Genomic DNA, 22,889 nt, shown 5'->3' with positions numbered 1-22,889 from the left:
CTCCTTAATGGATCAACTGCAACTTTTTCTGGTCACCCAGCTTATAGTTGTTGCGGAGATTTTGCAGATTTACGCCGGAGCTTTCCGGATATACCGTCACCTGCTCTTTTGCATCGTTGGTTTCCCTCGTGGCCTGTGACGTCGTTTTCATCAGAACAAGCTGGTTCAAAGGACTTCCCAAGAGAATATCCAAAGTTCTCATCGCCTCCGATGGCTCGATGGAGCCTACGCCCGCCTGAGCCATCCTCTCTTGATACTCCTTCGAGACGACAATCCCGAAGCTTCCCCAATAGCTCCAATTCACGATCTTCACCGGACAGGACCATTCTTGCGAAAGACTCTGTGCAAAAGCATCCTTAAAGGTACAGCCAGCCGAATAATTGCTCTGTCCAGGGGCTCTGGCAAAGGATTGAATGGAGGAGAAGAACAATACGAAATCAAGCGTTTCTTGCTCGAATACACTAGCCATCTGCACGCAAACATCCGCTTTAGCCGAATAGACCTGGTTGAAACGGTCTTCCTCCATGTTGATAAGGCTTTGATCTGCCAGGACGATAGCAGAATGAATCACGCCGTGAATGTGAGTATGTCTCTGCTTAATTTGCTCGTATGCTCTCTGCAAATCTGTGTGTTTAGAAGCATCGGCTTCGATATAGAGAGGTTCGGGGCCTAATGCCGCTAAACGGTCCAGCTTGTCTTGAATCCATTCATCTTTGCTTCGTCTGCCGACCCAGATTACCTGTGCCTGATACGTGCGGATCATGTGCTCGGTCCAAGCTTCTCCAATGCCTCCGGCACCGCCGATCACGACGTACACCCCATTTTGCCTGTACAAGCATGCTGACGGTTCACAGGATTGAACGGGGATCAGACGCTGTCTATACCACTCCCGGTTTCGGTAAGCCCAAGTTTCTCCTTGGGAATCCAAAGAAACGGTAAAGAGATCTTCCATCTGAACCAGGAGCCTGTCGTCCACATCGATCAGCCGGATGTCCCAGCCCCCAAATTCCTTGGCGGCCGATCCCATGAAGCCATGAATACCTGCATGGGCCGGATTTACCACATCGTGCTTCAGCACAAGCTGCGAACGTTCCGTAACCACGGTCCAGCTTAGTTCCCTGCTGGCATATCCCAAGCGAAGCAAAGCTTTCAAGAATCTGAAAATCGGCCTAACGCAGTCCTCAGACCGTACCCATCTTTCCTCACCCAATTGATCACCGGCAGGCAGAGAAGGCTCCATCCACACGATATGGCTTACAAATCCCAACCTTCCAACTGTTCGGCAATCGTGTCGATGGATGCTAGAGGATGAAGATGAAGTTTCTGTGCTTCAGGAAACATGTCCCGAATACGTGCAATATCGTTGTCATCTCCTCCAACGACCAGAACCCGATCACTTAATGCCGGGAATGGGCGGTGCCTCTCGACCTTCAGCGTATCCCATACAGGCGTCAATAAGTGTACGGAATCGGCCGGTTCGACAGTAAGCTCTGAGGGAATCTGCCTTGGCTCGATTCGAGGGGGGCCTCCCCCTTCCAGTGCCCGCGAGGTAATCCCTTTGATCCGTACGCGCACGAGTCCTTGTTCGTCCGCCAAGTCGATATTCAGCCTTTGCATCGTATCCTGTTTAGCCAAACCCTCCGATCGTCTGACAAAGGCCCACATGTTTGGCGTGCATGCTCCGAAAATCTCTACTTCCTGTAGAGCAAATGGCAGTGACAACGGCTCGTCTGCAGTATCCATTCTGACCCCGATAACTGCCTGAAGTGCTGAGTCGAGCATACTGGGGTGAAGCACGAATGTGTCGGCAGTATCCGCTATTGAGGCAGGCAGAGACAACTTAGCCAGTGCTTGATCCTGTCCGATGTACACACTCTCGATTCCCTGATGTCCGGGACCGTAATCAATTCCCAACGTCTTGAAAATTTCATAGCATTGCTGGGAAGTAAGCGTGTTTGAACTGCACTGGGAAAACAAAGATTTCAAATCCAGCAGCGGCTGCTCTTCCATTAAGCCAATCGCCATACTACCTTGTCCGTGAATGATCCGTTCTCCTTCTTTGCTGGCCGATTCACGGTAGACCTCGAAAGCAATTTCTCCGTTGTCTTGAGGCGCAAGACAAATCTCCGTGAGCAGTGGTCCGTCAATAAGCGTCAGCGGCTGAATCCAAACCATATTGCGGATTCTCATTCCGCCTCTGTAGTGCTTTGCCTCTCTAACGGCGTGCGTTAGAGCCTCCCGCGCCATCTCAAGATACGCCACGCCGGGCAATACCGGCTTGCCCATCACTTTATGATCAGTGAGGAAAAATTCCTGACCAGTGAACGTCGAGCTAAATCGTTGTTCCGTCAAGTCGGAGGTGTTTCGGTGCAGCAGAGGGTGCAGAACAGCATTGGTGCCCCAGCCGTTCGTAACGCTCAAGGTTGCGGTGCTTTCGCTTGCGTTGCCTGCGCCGTCTCCTGCCCAGTAGCGTTCCTTGGCAAACGGATACGTTGGCAGCGGAATTCTGCGCGGGCGATTCGAACCGTACAGTTTGACCCAGTCCACATTCAGCCCTTTCACCCAAAATTCCAGTATCTTACTATATTTTCCGCGCTGCATCCACTTTCCGACCGCTTCTTGAATGTCTTCATCGGCTGTCAGCGTGTTCATCGCTCCTTTATCTACACGCCCGCGGTATACATCCTCTAGGCTATCTCGGCCCGCCAAGTAGCCATCCAGCTTCTCTTTCAGCTCCGGTATCGAAGAAGCAAGGATACCAAGCCGTTCTTCCATGGCTTCCCGTCCCACTTGCAGCGTGTATGCTATCCGCGTCAGATCGCGGTTTGTGTAGCGTCCTTCCACGATAGACTCAAGCGCCTGCCGCGCCTGATCCTGAAGACGTTCTTCATTTCTCGCCGACCACACCAGGGCGACCGATTGATCCGAAATCGCAGGACCCTCTTCCTTCGGCACATACTCCTCGATGACGACGTGAGCATTGACGCCTCCGATGCCAAAGGAGCTGACCCCTGCCCGCCGGGGCAGTTCCCGGCCCTGCGCGTCTTTCAGCGCTTTCCACTCCTGGGTTTCCCGGACAATGTAGAACGGGCTGCCTTCCAGTTGGATGTAGGGATTGATCGTATCGCAGTGCAGGCTCTTCGCTAGGGTTTTATGCTTTAGTTGAAGTAGAATTTTAATCACTCCCGCTACTCCTGCCGCCAGAGACAAATGCCCGATGTTCGTCTTCACGGAGCCGAGTCCGCAGTGCTTGCCAAGCACCTCGCTGTCCCCGGTTTTCCGGTACAGCTCCTGAAAGGCCGACTTCAGACCGTTCACTTCGATCGGGTCGCCCAGCGACGTCCCGGTTCCGTGCGCTTCGATATAGGTGACCGTGCGCGGATCGATCCCCGCCTTGGTGTACGCCGTCTGAAGCAGCTCAGACTGCGCCTTGGGGTTCGGCGTCGTCAGGGAATTGGCGCGCCCCCCGTGGTTCACCGCCGTGCCGCGGATCACGCCGTAAATATGATCGCCGTCCCGTTCCGCTGCGCTAAGCTTCTTCAGAAATAGAATTCCGGCTCCTTCGCTGGCTGCAAAGCCATCGGCATGGTTCGAGAAAGTCTTACATCTTCCTTCTTTGCTCAGTGCGCCGGCCTTATCATAGGCAATATGCCCTTGCGGCGTCACCAACGTATTGACGCCGCCGGCTATGGCCATTTCACAGGTGCCATCCTCAATAGCCCGGACCGCATTATGAATAGCGACGAGTGAGGATGAACAAGCGGTGTCGATCGGTTCGCTAGGGCCATGAAGATTCATGAAATAGCTAACCCGGTTCGGACCGGCGGACGGGCTCATGTTTGCAGCGGAAGTCCCTTCGATATCGGCATTCGCGAGAAGAGAGCTATAACCGGTGTTCCCCGTTCCGATGAACACGCCCGTCTGCGAGCCCGAGAGACTCTGTGCCGAATAACCAGCATCTTCCACCGCCTTCCAGGCGTAAGCCATCAGCAACCGCTGCTGCGGTTCCATCTGCTCCGCTTCCCTCGGCGAGATGCCGAAGAACAATGGATCGAATTCAGCAATGCCATCAATGAAGCCGCCCCATTTGACGTTCGTTTTGTTCGCTTCTCTGGTCGGATCACCGTAATAATCACGCCAGTCCCAGCGGTCCTTGGGAATTTCGGTGATGCAGTCCTCCCCTGATGCCAGATTGCTCCAGTATTCGTTCACATCCGCAGCTTTTGGGAAAATACCACTCATTCCTACAACAGCAACCGCTTCGAGATCACGAGTCTGCGGCTTCAGCGAAGTAAAAGCTGCGGAGCTGGCGAAACGGGAACGCTGTTTCTGCAGGGATTCCGAGTTAGCGCTTTTCGTTTCTACTGGTTGGAAAGTATTCCGGGCCTGTGGCTGCTGGACGGCAAACCGTGCCATCATTGCGCTCTGATGCTGATTGGACAAGTATTCCGCGACCGCCTTAAGGCTGGTATATTCGAAAAATACGGTTGGCGCCATCTCCAGCTTATAAAGCTTGTTCAGCTTGCCCGCGAACTCAGTCAGGTAATGGAGTCGAAGCCGTATTGGTTGAATTCCAAATCAACATCGATCGCACCTGATTGAATCTTGAGTAATTTGGACACTTCTAACTTCAGAGCAATCAAAACCTTATCGGTCAAATTTCCTGTGTCAAGTTCCGTCTCCACTAGCGTAGATGATGACTCTTTTATTTCTGACACAGCGGTCGGAGGAATTACCTGTTCCATCGCTTCCGAGAGTAAATGCTGTCTTATACGGGTCAGTTCGCCCTCCATAACCAGAACCTCACTTTTGCCGGAAGCTAACCCCCGGTACAACGCCGAAATGCCAGTTGATGCCTGCATGGCAGTGATGCCGTATTTCTGAAGCGTCATTTTTTCCGTTTCGGCATCGACCTTCATGCCGCCTTCTTTCCAGTAAGGCCAATGGATCGAAAGGGTGTGCCCGTGACGGTATAGTGTTTTAATCAGAGAGTTGCGGTACGTTGCGTAAGCGTCCATAAAAGCGTTGGCCATCGCATAATCCGCCTGCCCAGCGCTCCCTGCCGTGCTCGCTAGGGAGGAGAACAGAATAAAGAAGTCGAGCGGTAGTTCCTTGGTCGCTTCATCCAAATTCACAAGTCCACGAACCTTAGGCGCGAGAACCTCCTGCATTTCTTCAGTCGTTTTGTTGACAAGATAGTTGTCTTTGATAACGCCTGCGCTGTGAAGAATACCATCGAGCTTGCCATAATCTCGTAGGATTTCGCCGATCAATGCATGGGTGGCATCTTCCATCGCCACATCCACCTGCTTGTAAACAACCTTCGCACCTGCATCCGAAAGCTCCTGAATCCGGGTTCTCTTATCCGGACTTAATGCCGAACGTCCCACTAGAACTAGGGTGCTGCGCTTGGTTTGTCGCAAGATGTCATGAGCAAAGATGAAGCCGAGGCCTCCCGTCCCTCCAGAAATAAGATATACCCCTTCGTCTTTCCACGGGACTGGTACATCACCCTCTTTTGCATCTAGCTCATTCCAGCTCAAACCAAATCTTTGTCCTTTTTGATATCGGATCCTCTTCTCTCTGCTGATCTTGTTTTCTTCCAATATGGCAACAAGTTCCTCGAATTTTATGTCTGTATCCAATATAATTGTTTGTCCTATAAGTCTGGCATGTTCCAGTTCGGCCGACTGCAACAGTCCTGTCAGCCCTGCAAACAATTGCTGGTCGCCCTGCGAAGGGACTACCACCTGAAGAAGCACACGTTCTTGCGGCTTCTCGGTGAGAAGATCCCGAATCATCTCAAAGACCTGATCTGCACAAGCATGGAAGCGCTCTGCTATATCCGGCTGTGACAGCTCCAGTTGAACGAACTGCATTCCGCCCGGCCTTTTCGCAGTATCCCTGCTACTGAAGCCTGTCATTCCGCAAAGGATCACCAGATGCCTTGCATAGCCAAGGCTCTCTCCCTCCGTATGGACAGCTTGCGGTTTCCAGACTGGCTCCAGCATGAACGATTCAAGGGTTTCCGGGAAAGTTGCGCCCGGGTTCGGATTCCGGTCCGCTTCGGCTTCTCTAAAGGATAAGCCTTTTAGCCGTACGCAGACACGGCCGTGCTCATCGCACAGATCAATATCCCGCTTTACTATTTTGTCTCCTGACCTGCTGCCTGTACTGTTTCGGGCATATACCCACATACCAGATGTACATTTGCCGAACACCTCAAGTTCTTCTACTGCAAATGGCAGCATCAAAGGCATTTCTTCCGACTCTGCTAGCAGGCTGGACGCTTGCAGAGCTGAATCCATCAAGCCCGGATGGAGCACATACGGATCGGCCAAATCGAGCACTTCAGAAGCAGAGACAACGTGGCCAATAGGAAATCTTCCCCCATATAAATCTGCTCCACTCCGCAGAACGCCGGGCCGTAGTCAAAGCCGATTCTCTTATAGGTCTCATAAACGTCGCGTATGGTAAAAGTGCTTGGCCGGCATGCCGCCTGCAGGTGAGAGAGCTCGATGACCGGTGTCTGGCAGACAGAACTTAGCTCAGCACTGCCTTGGCTGTACAGGATAAGACCGTCATCGGCGGTTTCCGACTGACCGTACACCTCGTAGGAGAGCTCCCCGTCATCTATGAGATGCAATCCGATATGAACTTTCACCGGTTGCTCTTCCACGATGATCGGACGAATCCAAACGATATTTTTGAGTCGAATTGCCGTTTGAGTCCCAGCCATTTCGCCGAGGGCCATCTGTACCGCCTCGCGAGCCATCTCCAGATGGGCAACGCCAGGCAAAATAGGTTGCCCTTTCACAACATGATCAGCGAGGAAAAACTCTTGGCCGGTAAACGTCGAGCTGAAACGCTGTTCCATCAGGTTGGAGGTATTCCGATGCAGCAGAGGATGCAGAACTGCTGTGGAGCCCCAGGCGTCAGTGACGCTCTGGCTTGCGGCGCTACCACTTGCCTTGCTCGCATCTTCTACCCAGTAGTGCTCCCTGGCGAATGGGTACGTTGGCAGCGGAATTCTGCGCGGGTGATTTGAACCGTACAGTTTGACCCAGTCCACACTCAGCCCTTTCACCCAAAATTCCATTAGCTTGCTGTATTTTCCGCGCTGCATCCACTTTCCGACCGCTTCTTGAATGTCCTCATCAGCGGTCAGCGTGTGCATCGCTCCTTTATCGACACGCCCGCGGTACACATCTTCCAGACTGTCCTTGCCCGCCAAGTAGCTCTCCAGCTTCTCTTTCAGCTCCGACATCGAAGCCGCAAGGATACCAAGCCGTTCTTCCATGGCTTCCCGGCCCACTTGCAGTGTGTACGCTATCCGCGTCAGATCGCGGTCTGTATAGCGTCCTTCCACGATAGACTGCAACGCCTGCCGGGCCTGATCCTGAAGACGTTCTTCGTTTCTCGCCGACCAGACCAGGGCGACCGGTTGATAAGAAATCGCAGGAACCTCTTCCTTCGGCACATACTCCTCGATGACGACGTGAGCATTGACGCCTCCGATGCCAAAGGAACTGACTCCTGCCAGCCGGGGCAGTTCCCGGCCCTGCGCGTCTTTCAGCGCTTTCCACTCCTGGGTTTCCCGGACAATGTAGAACGGACTGCCTTCCAGTTGGATGTAGGGATTGATCGTATCGCAGTGCAGGCTCTTCGCTAGGGTTTTATGCTTTAGTTGAAGCAGGATTTTAATCACTCCCGCCACTCCTGCCGCCAGAGACAAATGACCAATGTTCGTCTTCACGGAGCCGAGTCCGCAGTGCTTGCCAAGCACCTCGCTGTCCCCGGTTTTCCGGTACAGCTCCTGGAAGGCCGACTTCAGACCGTTCACTTCGATCGGATCGCCCAGCGACGTTCCCGTCCCGTGCGCTTCGATATAGGTGACCGTGCGCGGATCGATCCCCGCCTTGGTATACGCCGTCTGAAGCAGCTCGGACTGCGCCTTCGGGTTCGGCGTCGTCAAAGAATTGGAGCGTCCCCCATGGTTCACTGCTGTGCCGCGGATCACACCGTAAATATGATCGCCGTCCCGTTCTGCTGCGCTAAGCTTCTTCAACAAAACCATTCCCGCGCCTTCGCCATGCGCGAAGCCGTCGGCGCGGTCGGAGAATGCCTTGCATTTTCCTTCCTTGCTTAAGGCTCCCGCTTTATCAAAACTGATATAAGCTTCGGGGAGAATAATAGTATTAACGCCCCCGGCTATGGCCATATCGCAGATGCCGTCTCCGATTGCGCTGACAGCATGGTGAATTGCGACCAACGAACTGGAACACGCTGTATCGATCGGCTCGCTGGGCCCGTGCAGATTCATAAAATAGCTGACTCGGTTCGGACCTGCGGACGGGCTCATATTGGCTGCCGCAGCCCCTTCGATGGCTGCCTGTGTTTGGGCAAGTAATGCTCCATAGCCCGTGTTACCCGTTCCGACGAAGACGCCCGTCTGTGTGCCCGAGAGGCTTTGGGCCGAATAACCCGCATCCTCAACCGCCTTCCAGGCGTAGGTCATCAGCAACCGCTGCTGTGGTTCCATCTGTTCCGCTTCCCGCGGCGAGATACCAAAGAACAGGGGATCGAACTCGGCAATCCCGTCTATGAATCCGCCCCATATCACGTTCGTTTTATTCGCTTCTTTGGTCGGGTCTCCATAATAATCGCGCCAATCCCAGCGAACCTTTGGAATTTCGGTGATGCAATCTTTCCCGGATACTAAATTATCCCAGTATTCAATCTCATCCTTGGCCTTTGGAAAAATACCGCTGAGCCCGATGATCGCAATCGGTTCAGAAGCTCCATGATGCTGCTTTCGCTCCTGCGGCGCCGATGGGAACACGGATCTGGTGCGCCGTTGTGGAAGGATCTGATTCGGCCGTTCCTCCTCGATAGCGCGCCATTCATCTGAAGGTACAGAACTTGTTGTACCCGAAGCGGAGGGCCTGTTGGTTGAAGCAAACTGAACCGCCAAAACGTTCTGATGTTCGGCAGCCAAATAGACCGAGAGCTCCCGTAGGGTTGCATATTCAAAAAAGAGGGGCGGTGTGAGTTCAAGCTTATAGGAGCGGTTTAGCTTATTAGTCAAGTCGGTCATCGAGATAGAATCCAACCCGTAGCTGGTCAGATCCGTGTCATCGTCTAGTTCCTCCTTCTTTACTTGAAGAATTTGCGACACTTGCTCGCGCAAAGCTGCGCGCACGCGATTCTCCAAGCTTTCGGTGTCCATCCCCTTTTTCACCGCCCGCGTCCGCACCTCTTCCTTGGCTGGAAGCAATTTGTGTCTCATCATCCGCTGATTCCCCGCCAGAACGAGTATCCGATCGGAATTCAAAGTCCATGCCTTATACACAGCCTCCATTCCCGAACTCGTTTCGAGCGGAACAGCTCCAGTGCGCTGCCTTAACATCTCCTCAATTGCCGCATCGACCTGCATGCCGCCATCCTTCCAAAGAGGCCAAATGACGGATAGAGTTCGGCCTTGACGTGCTTTGCGGGAGACGAGTTCGTTGCGGTACCCGGCAAATGCGTCGAGAAATGTGTTTGCCACCGCGTAATCCGCTTGACCCGCACTTCCCAGGCTTCCCGATGCAGAAGAGAATAGGAGGAAGAAATCGAGTTCATCATCTTGAATAGCTTCATCCAGATGGATCACGCCGGTTACCTTCGGCGCCATGACTTCCTTGAGTTCTTGATTTGTTTTCTTGATGATGTAACTATCCTTGATGAGCCCCGCAGCGTGGAGAATACCATCGAGACTGCCAAATTCATTACGAATCTCTCGAATTAACCGGAACACTTCATCCCTGTCGGTGACATCTACCTGTTTGTAAAGAGTCCGGGCACCGAATCCGTGTAAAGCTTCCAGGCGGCTATCGATCTTAGCGTCCTGCGTCGATCGCCCGGCAATAATCAGAACTGCCCCTGTCGTGCGGTGTGCGATTTCCTTCGCAAACAATCCGCCTAAACCGCCTGCCCCACCCGTAATGAGATAAACGCCCCCATCTTTCCAAGGTAAGGAGAGAATTTCATCCTTCGGCACATTCATCGCTTCGCGCCAATCGGCAGTATACCGACGGTTCTTATCGTAGCGAATATGGATGTCGCTCGGGCGCAGCTTATCCATTTCCAGATTTTCAGGAATCGCATTGAAATCTACCGTGCTCTGAAGCTCAATCAATTGTCCGATCAGCTTAGAGTTCTCTGAACGGGCAGTACGAAGCATACCCGTAAGTCCAGTAAATAACTGTTGATCGTCCTGTGCCGTGACTACAATCTGGATAAGCATCCGCTCCTGAGGTTTTTGCTCAAAAGCAGCCCGAATGAGTCCGAATACTTGCTCCGCATAGATACTGAATCGCTCGGAGGTCGCACCCGGTCCGTGATCCAGAACGACAATGCGAACGCCCTTCATATGGGCTTCAATACTGTCCCGCAGCTCTGCAGCGCTTTCCACAAGTACCACCGTTTGTTCCGCGTAGGAAACCACTTCCGTATCGGGCGGTACAACTTGTTCGATCCAGACCGGTTCAAGCATCAAAATACTTGATTGATCAGCTGCTTCATCCGAACGGGACGATCCATCCAGAATCCGAGTCGAAAAACCTTTCATGCGAACGAGAACAGACCCCAGGTCATCGCATAAATCGATGTCTACCTTTTGGATGGTCTCCCCTGCTTTGTTTCCTTCGCTAAATCGAACATGCACCCACATGTCCGGCTGGCAGGTTCCGATCACTTCAAGCTCTTGAAGAGCGAATGGCAAGGCCGCTAGGAACGCCTCTCCTTCAGCCAGGTGGCGGGCCCTCGTCACATTCTGTAAATATTCCGCTGCCTGCAAAGCGCCGTCCATCATACTCGGGTGCAAAACATACGAATTCAGCGTATGCGCAGCCGAACTCGGGAGCGAGAGCTTGGCCAGCAATTGATCCTCGCCCATATAGACGGCTTGTACACCTTTGTAGGAGGAACCGTAGTCAGCTCCCAGCATACTTTCGTAAAACCGTCCCGATGTCAGCTGTTCCTGTCCGCACTGCTGGCGGATCACCGCAAGATCAAGATGTGGAACTTCCGCAATGGTAACAAGCTCCACTACGCCCTGATTATACAGAAGAGGATCTGCCTCTGACGGCTGTGGCTCCCCGTACATGCTGTACACGATCTGTCCGTTCTCTTCATAAAGACCAACGTTAACTTGAACTTGCCGTTCCTCTGAAGCCTCAATGGGACGGACCCATACAACGTTGCGTAGACGAATGGACGTGTCGGAATCAGCTGCATTATCGAGCCCCTGTTCAGCCGCAGCTCGTGCCATCTCGAGAGTTACTACAGCCGGGACGATAGCCATTCCTTGAATGATATGATCCGCAATAAAAGATTCTTTGCCTGTAAAATTCGACGTAAAACGCTGCTCAGATAAAACAGATGTATTCTGATGAAGCATCGGATGTAAGAGCGATGGTCCTGTTAATGGTGGTGTTTCGGACTGGACGGGACGTGGCCAGTAGCGTTCCTGGGCAAAAGGATACGTCGGCGCACTCATCCGGTGAGGTTTTGCTTCGCTGTACAGCAGCGTCCAGTCCACGCTCATTCCCCGGCACCATGCCTCAGCCAGCTTGCTGAGTCTGCCGCCGGTGATCCAGGCGCGGACTAGCGTCTTGCTGTCTTCATCGTCCTCCAGCAGCGTCCCCCCTTCTTGTTTTCGTTCTCCGGTATACAGGCCCAGACTCCGCTTACCGCCCTGTCCCTGCAAGTAGTTCTCCAATTGACCCTTCAGTTCCGCTGCATCCGCCGCGACAAACGCCACCCGGATGTCCATCGCTTCCCGGCCCACTTGGAATGTGTAGGCTAGGTCCGCCAGTCTGCCTTCCGCCAGTCTGCCTTCGTTCAGGTAGTCCAGCAGCGCCTCGGCATAGGACCTGAGCCGCTCCTGGTTTTTAGCCGACACGGGGATGAGATACGGGCCGCTGACTGGCTCTTCCTGGTTCGGTCTCCGGTACGCCTCGAAGATCGCATGCGTATTCGTACCTCCGAGTCCAAAGGCGCTTAGTGCTGCTCGGTACGGTTCTTCCTTCGCTTCCAGCCGTTTGCGGCTCTCCACCACATAAAACGGCGAGTTTTCCAAATTCATATTCGGGTTCGGTTCCTTGTAGTTGATCGTCGGAGCAAGTTCTCCATGATACAGGCTCATAGCCACCTTGATGCAGCCGGCCATCCCGGCCGCTGTGTCCAGATGCCCGATGTTGGTCTTCACCGAGCCGATTCCGCAGTACTGCTTCCGCTTCGTATGCTCCCGGTACACCGCACTCAGCGCCGACAGCTCGATCGGATCGCCCAGCTTCGTCCCGGTTCCATGCGCCTCGACATACGAGATGCTCTCCGGGTCAATCCCCGTCGTATCCAACACTTTGCGGATCACGTCCGCCTGACCTTTGACGCTCGGCGCGTAGAAGCCGACCTTATCCGCACCGTCGTTATTCAGCCCAATGCCGCGGAGCAGGGCGTAAATGTGGTCGCCGTCCGCGACCGCATCGGCAGCTTTTTTCAGCAGCAGCACCGCAGCGCCTTCCCCTCCCGTCATGCCGTCCGCCGAGGCATCGAACGCCTTGACGTGCCCGTCAGTGGAGAAGTTTAGACCGGCTTGATGCACATAACCGACACCCGTTCCGGTGTGCAGCGTCGCGCCACCGACGAGGGCATACTTCGACTCGCCGGACTTCAAGCTCTGGTACGCCGAATACAGTCCGACTAGTGAGGAAGAGCAGTTGGCATGCACAAAGTAACTCGGGCCTTTCAGACCTAGCTTGTGGGAAATCATCGTTGGGATCGTGCCGCTCTGCGCCAGCACCCAGGACACATAGCCGTCCGGCGTTTCCAGACTCTCCGTCCACTCTTCGGGAAGCAGGGCGCGGTAGCCATTGTTGCTGCCCGTCATAAATACGCTCGTGTGCGGAATCTCCCGGGCCACGTATCCGGCATCCTCGACCGCCTTCCAGGCATGCAGCAGCAGTAGCCTTAACTGCGGGTCCATAAACCCGGCGTCCTTCGGCGAGAGGTTGAAGAAACCCGGATCAAAACGGTCTTTGCCTGCGATGGTGGACTGAACCGGCACGTATCCCGCATTCTCCGCCAGCTCTGGCGGTACGCCCAGATCGCGAAGCTCATCTGGTGTGAAAAACTTTAAGCTCTCTTTGCCTGTGAGCAAATTGTTCCAGAATTCGAAGTGATTCCCCGCGCCCGGAAACTCGCAGGAAATGCCGATAATTGCCAAGCTGTCCCTGTAGGCTTCCGGCAGCTCCACCACCACCCGGTCTGCGTCAAGCTTCTCTCGCGTCCCGCGGGTTTGGTCTTTCTTGCCGCCATCTTCCATCCCTTCATCCCTCACCATATCCAGCGCCGCTGGGTCATCATGCTGCTGGGCAGCGATATAGCTTGCGATCGCTTGGATGGTCGGGTATTCGAACAGATCCATCGCCGTGAACTCGCACGCCAGCTCTTTTCGAATGCGTTCAGCCACCGCAACCGCAAGAAGCGAGTCCCCGCCGACATCGAAAAAGCCGTCGCGATTGCCCATGCCGCCGACCTGCAGCACGTCCTCCCAGATCGCCAGAACCGCCTGTTCCACCCGGGATTCCGGCATGCTTTGAGTCTCCGACTGCTGCACGGTCACCGGCCAGTCCGCCAGTTCCTTGCGGTCGATCTTCCCGCTCGGGGTGAGCGGCATACGGTCTACGCGGATAATATGGGCAGGCACCATATAGTCGGGCAAGCCCGTCTTCAGGTGGCTCCGCAGTTCGCGTGCAACCGGAGCGGTCTTGCCTTCGCGGGCGGTATAGTACGCGACAAGCGTCTTGTGTTCGCCGGCCTGCTTGACGACCGCAACCGCGTCCTCGATGCCAGGATACCCGCTAATCCGGGTTTCGATGGCACCGAGTTCAATGCGAAAGCCGCGCAGCTTGACCTGGTTGTCGATCCGTCCCAGGTATTCGATCTGTCCGTCCGGCAGCCACCGAGTCAGATCGCCTGTCCGGTACAGCTTCGTACCCGGCTGAAACGGGTTATCGACGAACTTCTCCGCGGTCAGCGCCGGCTGATTAAAGTAGCCTCTAGCCAGCCCGTAACCAGCAATGCACAGCTCGCCCGGGATGCCAATCGGTACCGGACGCAGCTGTTTGTCCACGATGTACGCTTGTGTATTCGTGATCGGTCTTCCGATCGGCGTATGACGGCTTGTTATGATTTCTTGGGTACAGCTGAACCAAGTCGCATAAATAGACGTTTCTGTAGGTCCATAAATATTTTCTACACGACTCCGTTTAAAGACATCGACGGCCTTCTTCACAAGCTCCTTGGGAAACGCCTCTCCCGCAACCATCAAATATTTAACAGCGTTTTGTTCGCTAAAGGTTTTATGATCGGCCACGTGAGTCAAAAACGCATTCAGCATAGCCGGAACGAAATTAAGATGGGTAACCCGATGCTTTTCGATTGCCCTGGCCATGAGTTCCGGTGACTTCTCTCCGCCCGGAGGCAGAATCACAAGATGCCCATCCCCGATAAACCAGCCGAATAATTCGGATATGGATACATCGAAGATATAATTCGTTTTTAACAAGTAAGTATCTTGTCTTGTTACGGGATATCGGGCTTCGAGGAAATGCAGCGTATTCATGATGCTTCTATGCTCGATCATCACACCTTTTGGTCTTCCTGTACTGCCGGACGTATAGAGCACATATGCTAAGTGATCGGGCCTGACTTCGCGCTTCAACTGCACGTTTTGCTTGGCTGCTTCTGCGATTTCTTCCCACTCTTGATCCAAAGACAGTGTAAAAGCGTCATCCTTAATTAGAGCGTTCAAATGTTTCTTGAACTTGGACTGCGTCAGCACGATGGCAACTCCGCTGTCCTCCAGCATGTACTTTAGCCGTTCATCCGGATAGTTTGGATCCAGAGCCACGTAGGCCCCGCCCGCTTTTAGAATACCTAAGACTCCGATGAGCATCTCCATGGAACGTTCGACGCACAGGCCTACCAGACTTTCCGGGCATACTCCGCGTTCCTGAAGATATAAAGCCAAAAGCGTGATCTTTTCGTCCAACTGCCGGTAGGTGAGCGCTTTTTCCTCCAAAATGATGGCAACAGCATCCAGCTGCTGCCGGACTTTTTCCGCAAAGCACTCATGAATGCAGAGATCTTTCGGATAATCCGCCTGTGTGGCGTTCCAGTCCGCGACTACCTTGATCTGCTCGTTTGAGGAAAGCAGCGAATAATCAGCTAGAGGCAGGGTGGGGTCTTGCATACTTTCTTGTGCCAGTTGGATGTAATGCGTCATCATTCTCTCAATTGTAGAGAGCTCGAAACAATCCGGATCGTACTTGAAGCTCAAAGCGATTCCATCACCCTGTTCATATACCTCTAGAGCCAGTTCAAATTCTCCCTCTTGACGGACTTCTTCCATCAATGCTAAATGAAGGGCCGGGCAAACGGCTAGAATGTCCTCCAATCCGCCATTCTGGACAAAATTCTGATACATAAAGACGGTCTGAAACAGGGGCGAGTTCGCGCGGGACCGCTCGACCTTTAATTCCTTAACCAGACGTGGAAATGGATAGGCGGCATGATCCAAACCGTCGGCTACCGTCATTTGCAAGTCATGCACAAGGTCGCTGAATGCGTTCGTCCCGGTTAATTGACTTCTAACTGCAATCATGTTGATGAAGTACCCGATGATCGACTCAAAACGATCTTCCGGTCTTCCGATCGTCGGCATACCGACAATGATGTCCTCTTGCTGTGTGTAGCGGTGCAGCAGCAATTTGAAAATACTCAAATAAACGATAGAGAGGTTTGTACTATAAGAATGGGAAAACGCTTTGATTTGTTCAGCCAGTTGGTCTGGCAGCATCCGGGTATAAGTGCGTCCTTTGAACGATTGGGCGGAAGCTCGCGGATGGTCGGACGGGATCTCAAGAACAGGCAGTGTACCCGACAGCTGCCGTTTCCAGTAAGCTAGATGCTCCGCACCTTTCTTCCCATCGAGCATATCCTGCTCCCATTCGACAAAATCGCGGTAGCTTGCCGCATGGGAAGACAATCTCGGCTGCCTGCCATCAACAAGTTCCTGATAGGCACTTAGGAGTGCCTTCAGGAACGACAGCATCGAAATACCGTCAAAAATAAGATGATGGAACGTAATCAGGACGATTGTTTCCTGATTAGGCAAGGTAAACAAATGCGTGCGCATCAATGGGCCTTGCTCTAACTGAAAGGGCTCATAGGCTTTAGCCCTGACGTGCGATATGATTTCGGAAGGTTCCATTCCCGGTAGATCCGACTGTGAACAAGAGAGCGGCTGCGATGGTTGCACGACCGCATACGGTACCCCTTTGTCATCTTCTTCCACTACGCTGGACAAGATAGGGAACTGGGCTTGAACCACTTGCAGCGCTTCACGAAATTTCGCCACATCCAGTGAATTGAGCACCCGAAAGCAAACCGGAAGATTATACGCGCTCATCCCGGGAGACATTTTGTGAAGTGCCCATAACCCCTTCTGGCCCTCGGAGAGAGGACTCCGGAGTGACGCCTGTTTCAATTGACGCAGTTGTTCTTCAACTTCTGTGATAGACAGCTTGCCAGATTTATAAGCATCCAAAAGCACTGCAGGATTCATCTCTTTAGGCTCCCTTCCAATATGTGATGAATTTCCTCAAAATCCCCTATTCCCTGCATAAATTGTTCCATTTTCTCGATGATTTGCCCGTCGCTATAATCAGCGGTTACCCCCGATAGGGCAGGTTCCGCTTCTTCCGTTTCGTTACCGTCTCGGGTCTTCCCGGCCAAATGAGTGGCCAAAGCCTCAATTGTCGGATACTCCAGCAGTTCCCGTCCGGTTACCTCTATCGAAAAAGCTTGTTCGAGATGCCGCATCAGCTTTCTTCCTGCGATGGAATCCATCCCGTAATCCAATAGCGTTATATTCGTCTTTAATTGGTTCTTCGCAAAGTTCAGCTCCTGGGATAAAAAGCGAAGGATCGCTTCCCGAATGGATTCCCGGACCGTCATGTGCGCCGCTTGGGTGCTCTCCTCTCCAGATGAAGACAGATTCAGCTCGCCTTCTGAAATCGCCGGTGATCTGTCGTTGATGGAGGGGCTATCTTCAAACCAGTAGCGTTCTCCGGCAAAAGGATAGCCCGGCAGTGTTATCCTGCGTACGCTCCCGGATTCATGCAGATGTTCCCATGATACATAGCCGCCTTCTACCCAATAACGCGCCACGCGGTCATAATCCCTTTCCGAAATCCAGATTGGAAGGAGATGCTCATCGGAAGGACCTGAGCTTTCTGCATCCCCCGCATAGATACGGCCGGATGCCGCTAACCTCCCACTGTTCTTGTCCGGATGGAGGTAGGCTCTCAGCATTTCCGAGAGCTGCTGCCGGTCGTTCACGACCAACGCCAAGCGGAAATCCATCGCTTCTCGTCCGATCTGCAACGTATAGGCAAGATTTCGCAAGGAGAAATCGGAACGGGATTCGGCATATTCCAGCAGCTGCGAGCTTGCTGCCCTGAGGCGATCCTCATTTTTCGCGGAAAGAACCACAATTTGAGAGATAGGCTCAACCGGCTCCGTCGCTGGATGATCCGTTTCTTTTCTGTTTGAAACGTATTCCTCGACAACGATGTGCGCATTGGTTCCGCTGATTCCCGTTGCACTCACAGTGCCTAACCGAGGGCGGCTGTCTTTCGATGTCCATACTTGATTAGAACTGCTCAGGACAAAAGGGCTATCCCCAGGCACAATGGAGGTATTATATGCGCCGTTGTTATGCGTTCCCGGGATGATTCGGTCTCTCATCGCCATTAGCATGCCGATTAATCCTACAATGCCCGAAGCGGCAAAGGTATGTCCGATCAACGGCTTGATCGAGCCGATCGTGCAAAACTGTTTCTGATCCGTAAATTTGCTAAAAACACTCGTCAATGCCTGAATCTCCAGGGGGTCCCCGAGCTTTGACCCTGTGCTGTGCGACATCACGTATTGAATATCCAGCGGATCAATCTGATGCTTGCGATAAGTTGCCTCCAGAAGCTCCGCCTGGCTAAATGGACTAGGTGAGGTAATCCCGTTCGTTCTGCCGTCATAATTGACGCCGCTCGCCTTGATGCATCCGTAGATCACGTCTTGATCCGCAATGGCTTTCGACAGCGGCTTCAACAACACTGCCGCCACGGCTTCGCCGGGAACCATTCCGTTGGCATCCTGGGCAAAAACACGGCACTCTCCGTCCGGCGAAAGCATCTCCGCTTTGCTCAGAGCGGCATATGACATCGGGGAAATATTCAAGTTGATGCCGCCGACGAGCGCCATTTCGCAATCTCCCTGACGAAGAGCTTGGCATGCTTGATGGATGGCAACAAGTCCTGAGGAACAAGCTGCCGTTATAGCCATATTTGGCCCTTTCAGATCCAGCATATAAGCGATTCGTGCAGGTAGCGTCGCATTTTGATTGCCGTTGATGTATTGCGAATCTTTGACCAAAAAGGCGTATTCACCTTCTTCCACACCCACGTAAACGCCGCACGACTTGCCTTTTATCCGCTCGTTCATATACCCCGCATCTTCAAATGTCCGCCAAGCCTCCTCCAGAAACAGGCGGTGCCTTGGATCCATTTCAGCCGACTCCTTCGGCGAAATTTTGAAGAACAGCGGATCGAAGCGATCGACGTTGTTCAGAAAAGCCCCCCACTTGGAAGCACTCTTCCCTTCTTCCATGTGAGGATTCCCTTCATATGACCGCCAATCCCAGCGGTCTGCGGGAATTTCCGTGATGCAGCGTTTCCCGTCCTTCAGATGCTGCCAGAACTCTTCGACGTTATCCGCCTGAGGGAAGCGTCCGCTCATGCCAATCACCGCAATCGGCTCAGATAATTCGCTCATTTCTCGCTTCACCGATGGTTTGTAGGTCACCTTCCTGTACCCGGTTGCAGCTTTCTCTACCAGGGAACCGTCCTGCTGAAGCGCTTCAGGTTCCGCGTAGCTTTCCTGGTAATACGCCTCTAATGAGATTGGATGTTTCTTGAGAAGGTAACGGATCAACTGCTCTAGATTCGTATAGCTGAAAAACAAGGAAGGCGCAATTTCCACTTGATAACGATCAGATAAATAACTTGCAAATTCCGCCAACAGCACGGAGTCAAATCCGTAGTCCATCCATTGAATATCGGGCTTCAGCTTATGAAGCGGATGCTTAAGCAGCTCGCTAATCCAATTCTTGAGATCCGCTTCTAGGCATTGTTCGGTACTCCACCCAAGCATGTGCGCCTGCCTTCCTTTGCCTTGTGGACGTGCGGCTGGCTGATCTTTCTGCCGGGTCTCCTCCGATAATCCAAGGAAACGGTGTACCCGGCTGGCCTGTCCGGCCAACACAAGCTGCTGCTGCAGCTGAGGCTGGAACAATGCGCGTTCCAGAATATCCAGACCTTCTTCCGTTTCAAGATATCGTTGACCGCTGGAGCGAAGATAGTTTTCGGTCGTTTCGGCATCCCCAATCGACATGCCGCCGTCCCTCCATACCGGCCAGTTGATCGTAATGGCTCTGCCGCTGCTCTGTCGATCATTTCGGTACTTGGCATAGGCCATCTGAAATCGGTTCCCGACCGCGTAATCGCAAAAGCCAAAATCGCCTAAAATGGCAGCGGATGAGGAGAAATAACAGATAAAGTCCAAATAATCCTCTTGCATGAGTTCATCTAGGACAAGCGTCCCTTGGATTTTGGGAGACAGGATTTCATGGAATTTCGATAGCTCTTTCTCCTCAAAGCTCTGTGAACTCTGAAGACCGGCCGCATGAAAGGCGCCGTGAATGGAGCCAAAGTGTTCCCTTGATTCGCTTAGCCCGGTATTCATCGCCTGTACATCGCACACATCGGCTTGGATATAATGAGCCCGGCTGCCCAAGGCCACCAACTGGCCAAGGATAGCTTCCTTCTTCGGATCCATAGGCGATCTTCCGGTAAGGATTAAATTCGCTTTGTACCGCTTGGCTAAATGCTTGGCCAGCAGGAAACCAAGCCCCCCGCAGCCTCCTGTGATGAGATAAGTGCCATTCATCCTTAGCCTAGAATGATCCGCTTGCAGCAGCGTAGGCTTGATGTGGCTTACATGACGCTTCTCTCCCTGATAAAAAGCAGTTCGCGCTGTTTCCGCATGCACTTCGCTCCAAAGCTTTCGCAACCAATCCGCGATGTCGCCGATTTGATTCTGATCGGCAACCTCCTTATAGACTCCGGACACCTTCGTCTGCGGCATGATCATCCCGAGGGATCTCTCAAAACCGATCCACGATTCGAGATAACAGCGGCTCAGGTCCGCCTCTTGTCCAAACTGGCCTGCCAGAAGAAGCCGGCGGGGTTTTGACTGCGCAGCCAGAACCGCCTGCAGCAAGAAAACGATATGGGAGTAATCCTGAACGGAGCCAGGATCCTCTAATGACCACATGTACAACACGGCATCAATATCGCCATGTTGTTCCTGGATGTCCTTGAAAGCCCTATCGTAGGTATCCACATCATGGCGGTCCACTCGATAGATGGTTGAAGATGATTCTCCGTTGCTCTCCTCTTGGGAAACAAACAGCACCTTCATGTTCTCTTCAATGGTTCTAAAGAATTGGACAGCCGTTTTTTGCAATTCCACATCTGACAGAAAACACACCAGCGTGTTTACGCGAGAGCCGGAGTTTTGCTGCAGCGGCTCCTCTTTCCATACCTCCTCAAAAGTCATCAGTTCGAACGCTTCAGCAGATGCTGCCTCAGTCGCAGTCGGCGGCTGCTTTTCGCCTGTGGGCTTTAATGCCCGCTTCAAACGAAATGGGGATCTCGAACCGGACGTTCTTTCAAGCGTCTGATGCCAATAACGTTCCCGTGCGAAGGGATAGGAAGGAAGCGGGATACGGGTCGGCTTTCCGCCCTCATACAACTTGTTCCAGTCCAGAGATACGCCTTTGACCCAAAGTTCAAGTAATTTGGCATACTTGCCTTTTGAAATCCAAGCCTCCAAGATCTTATCCATATCCTCATCCGCAGCTAAGATTGACAAAGCATCTTTATTCGATTGGCTTTGATCTTGGTAGATGCCCTCAACTTCACCTTCACCTTTGCCTTCTCCTTCCACAAAAGCGTTCAGCTTGTCCTCTAGCTGCTCCATAGAGTCCGCTAGAAAGCCGAGCCGCTCATCCATGGCTTCGCGTCCGATTTGCAGCTATATGCAATCCGTATCAGCGCATCTTCGGCATATCTCTCCTCACGAATTGCCGTGAGCAGCCGCTTGGCCCGATCGTTGAGCTGCTCCTTAGTTTTCGCAGAGAGTACGATTAAGGCAGGACGCTTCGTCTGAAGAGATGGCTTCGCTACTATTTGCGGCCTATACTCCTCCAGGATAAGATGGGCATTCGCTCCGCCAGCTCCAAAGCTGCTGATTCCGGCGCAGCGCGGCATCTCTTTTCCGTCAATGACCGGGCGCTTCCATTCCTCAAGCTCTCTCTGGACAACAAATGGGGTCCGGGCAAAGTCAATTTCAGGATTCAGTACCTCCGTATGCAAGGAAGGCGTGAGCTGCCCATGCTTGAATTGGAGCAGCACTTTGGTCAACGCCGCGATTCCCGCCGCGCTTTCGCAATGCCCAATATTGGATTTAATCGAACCGATCGCGCAAAACTGTCGATCCGATGTTTCCGGCTCGAATGCCCGCGTCAGTCCGGCGATTTCGATCGGATCTCCCAGTGCAGTGCCGGTGCCGTGAGCTTCCAAATAACTGATTGATCGGGCTTCCACATTCGCCCGTTCCAAAGTCTCTTTAATCAATTGGCCTTGAGCCACAGGATTGGGCACGGTGTAACCGTTCGTTTTCCCGCCGGAATTGATCATGCTGCCCTTGATAACGCCATAAATGTGATCGCCGTCCGCAATTGCTTTTTCTAGAGGTTTGAGAACAACGGCCCCCACGCCCTCGCCATCTACAAAGCCATCTGCCTGATTCCCGAATGCCCTGCATTTGTCGCCGGATGAGAGCATTGTCATGGTCGATAGATTCAAATAATGAACAGGGTCTACGATCAGATTCACGCCGCCTGCGACTGCGCATTCACTCGAACCGCTGTAGAGGCTCTCCAGAGCTAGATGGATGGCAGTTAGAGAAGATGAACATGCGGTATCGACAGCCAAGCTCGGGCCTTGGAAATTCAACAGGTACGAAATCCGGTTGGCCATTGACCAGTAGCCATAGCCAGTCGGATAATATTTGTTCATCACTCCGACAAAGACGCCGATCTTTCTGCTAGTACATAGGTTCCCCGGCGTATATCCTGCGTCTTCGATGCTTGCATAGGCCGTTTCCAAAAATACGCGTTCCTGAGGATCCATTCTTTCCGCCTCTAACGGAGAGATTTGAAAGAAAGAAGGATCAAACCGGTCATAATCGTCTATGAATCCCCCCATTTCGTGTAGATCGTTCCTTTTTTGCCTTTCTGGTTGTGGTACCATTCCTTCCAGTCCCAACGCTCCGCGGGAATTTCTTTGATGCAATTCTTTGCTTCTTTTAAATTACTCCACAATTCGCCTATGCTTCCCGCATCGGAGTACCTCCCCGAAACACCGATAATTGCCACGTCGCGAGACCCTGTTGCAAGCGATCCCCGTTCCTTATCGCTTGCGTTTTCCGGTTTTGCGTGCGTACGGAATCTATTCGTTGCTTGAACGAATCTGGTTTCCCGAGGCGTTTCATCGATGGCTGCTTGTATATCAACGGGTTCCATACTGGCCTCTAGGCCCAATAGCTTCATAAAAGCATCCCTTTGCGTTCCGATGAAATGCTCCACAAGCGCATCG

At 52.9% G+C, this 22,889-nt stretch carries 3 protein-coding genes and 1 pseudogene; all 4 read right to left on the bottom strand.

Going from position 1 to position 22,889, the window contains the following annotated elements:
* Positions 1 to 4: 4 nt before the first annotated feature.
* Positions 5 to 16,675: pseudogene (locus tag JCM16418_RS05945) on the bottom strand (non-ribosomal peptide synthetase).
* Positions 16,672 to 21,210: an SDR family NAD(P)-dependent oxidoreductase gene (locus JCM16418_RS27050; protein ID WP_242403731.1), complete on the bottom strand. Its 4,539-nt coding sequence runs from the start codon at positions 21,208 to 21,210 to the stop codon at positions 16,672 to 16,674. The pseudogene JCM16418_RS05945 and the gene JCM16418_RS27050 overlap by 4 nt, the downstream one beginning before the upstream one ends.
* 8 nt (positions 21,211 to 21,218) lie before the next feature.
* Positions 21,219 to 22,499 carry a beta-ketoacyl synthase N-terminal-like domain-containing protein gene (locus tag JCM16418_RS27045; RefSeq protein ID WP_306304752.1) on the bottom strand — a complete coding sequence of 427 codons (1,281 nt, stop codon included), beginning with the start codon at positions 22,497 to 22,499 and terminating at the stop codon, positions 21,219 to 21,221.
* Entirely contained in the window at positions 22,484 to 22,816 is a 333-nt protein-coding gene (locus tag JCM16418_RS27040) for a beta-ketoacyl synthase N-terminal-like domain-containing protein (protein WP_444543852.1), read from the bottom strand. Before JCM16418_RS27040 ends, JCM16418_RS27045 begins: the two co-directional genes overlap by 16 nt.
* Positions 22,817 to 22,889 lie beyond the last annotated feature (73 nt).

Origin of the sequence: Paenibacillus pini JCM 16418 (assembly GCF_000576305.1) — a bacterium.
In the GTDB taxonomy this organism is placed as follows: Bacteria; Bacillota; Bacilli; order Paenibacillales; family Paenibacillaceae; genus Paenibacillus_AQ; species Paenibacillus_AQ pini.
Note: the sequence above shows the minus strand (reverse complement) of the source record. Positions and strands in the feature narration are given on the sequence as shown.

Coding starts and splice junctions, on each gene's coding strand:
- JCM16418_RS27045 (WP_306304752.1), bottom strand. CDS start 22,499: ATGGGGGGATTCATAGACGATTATGACCGGTTTGATCCTTCTTTCTTT.
- JCM16418_RS27050 (WP_242403731.1), bottom strand. CDS start 21,210: ATGGAGCAGCTAGAGGACAAGCTGAACGCTTTTGTGGAAGGAGAAGGC.
- JCM16418_RS27040 (WP_444543852.1), bottom strand. CDS start 22,816: ATGGAACCCGTTGATATACAAGCAGCCATCGATGAAACGCCTCGGGAA.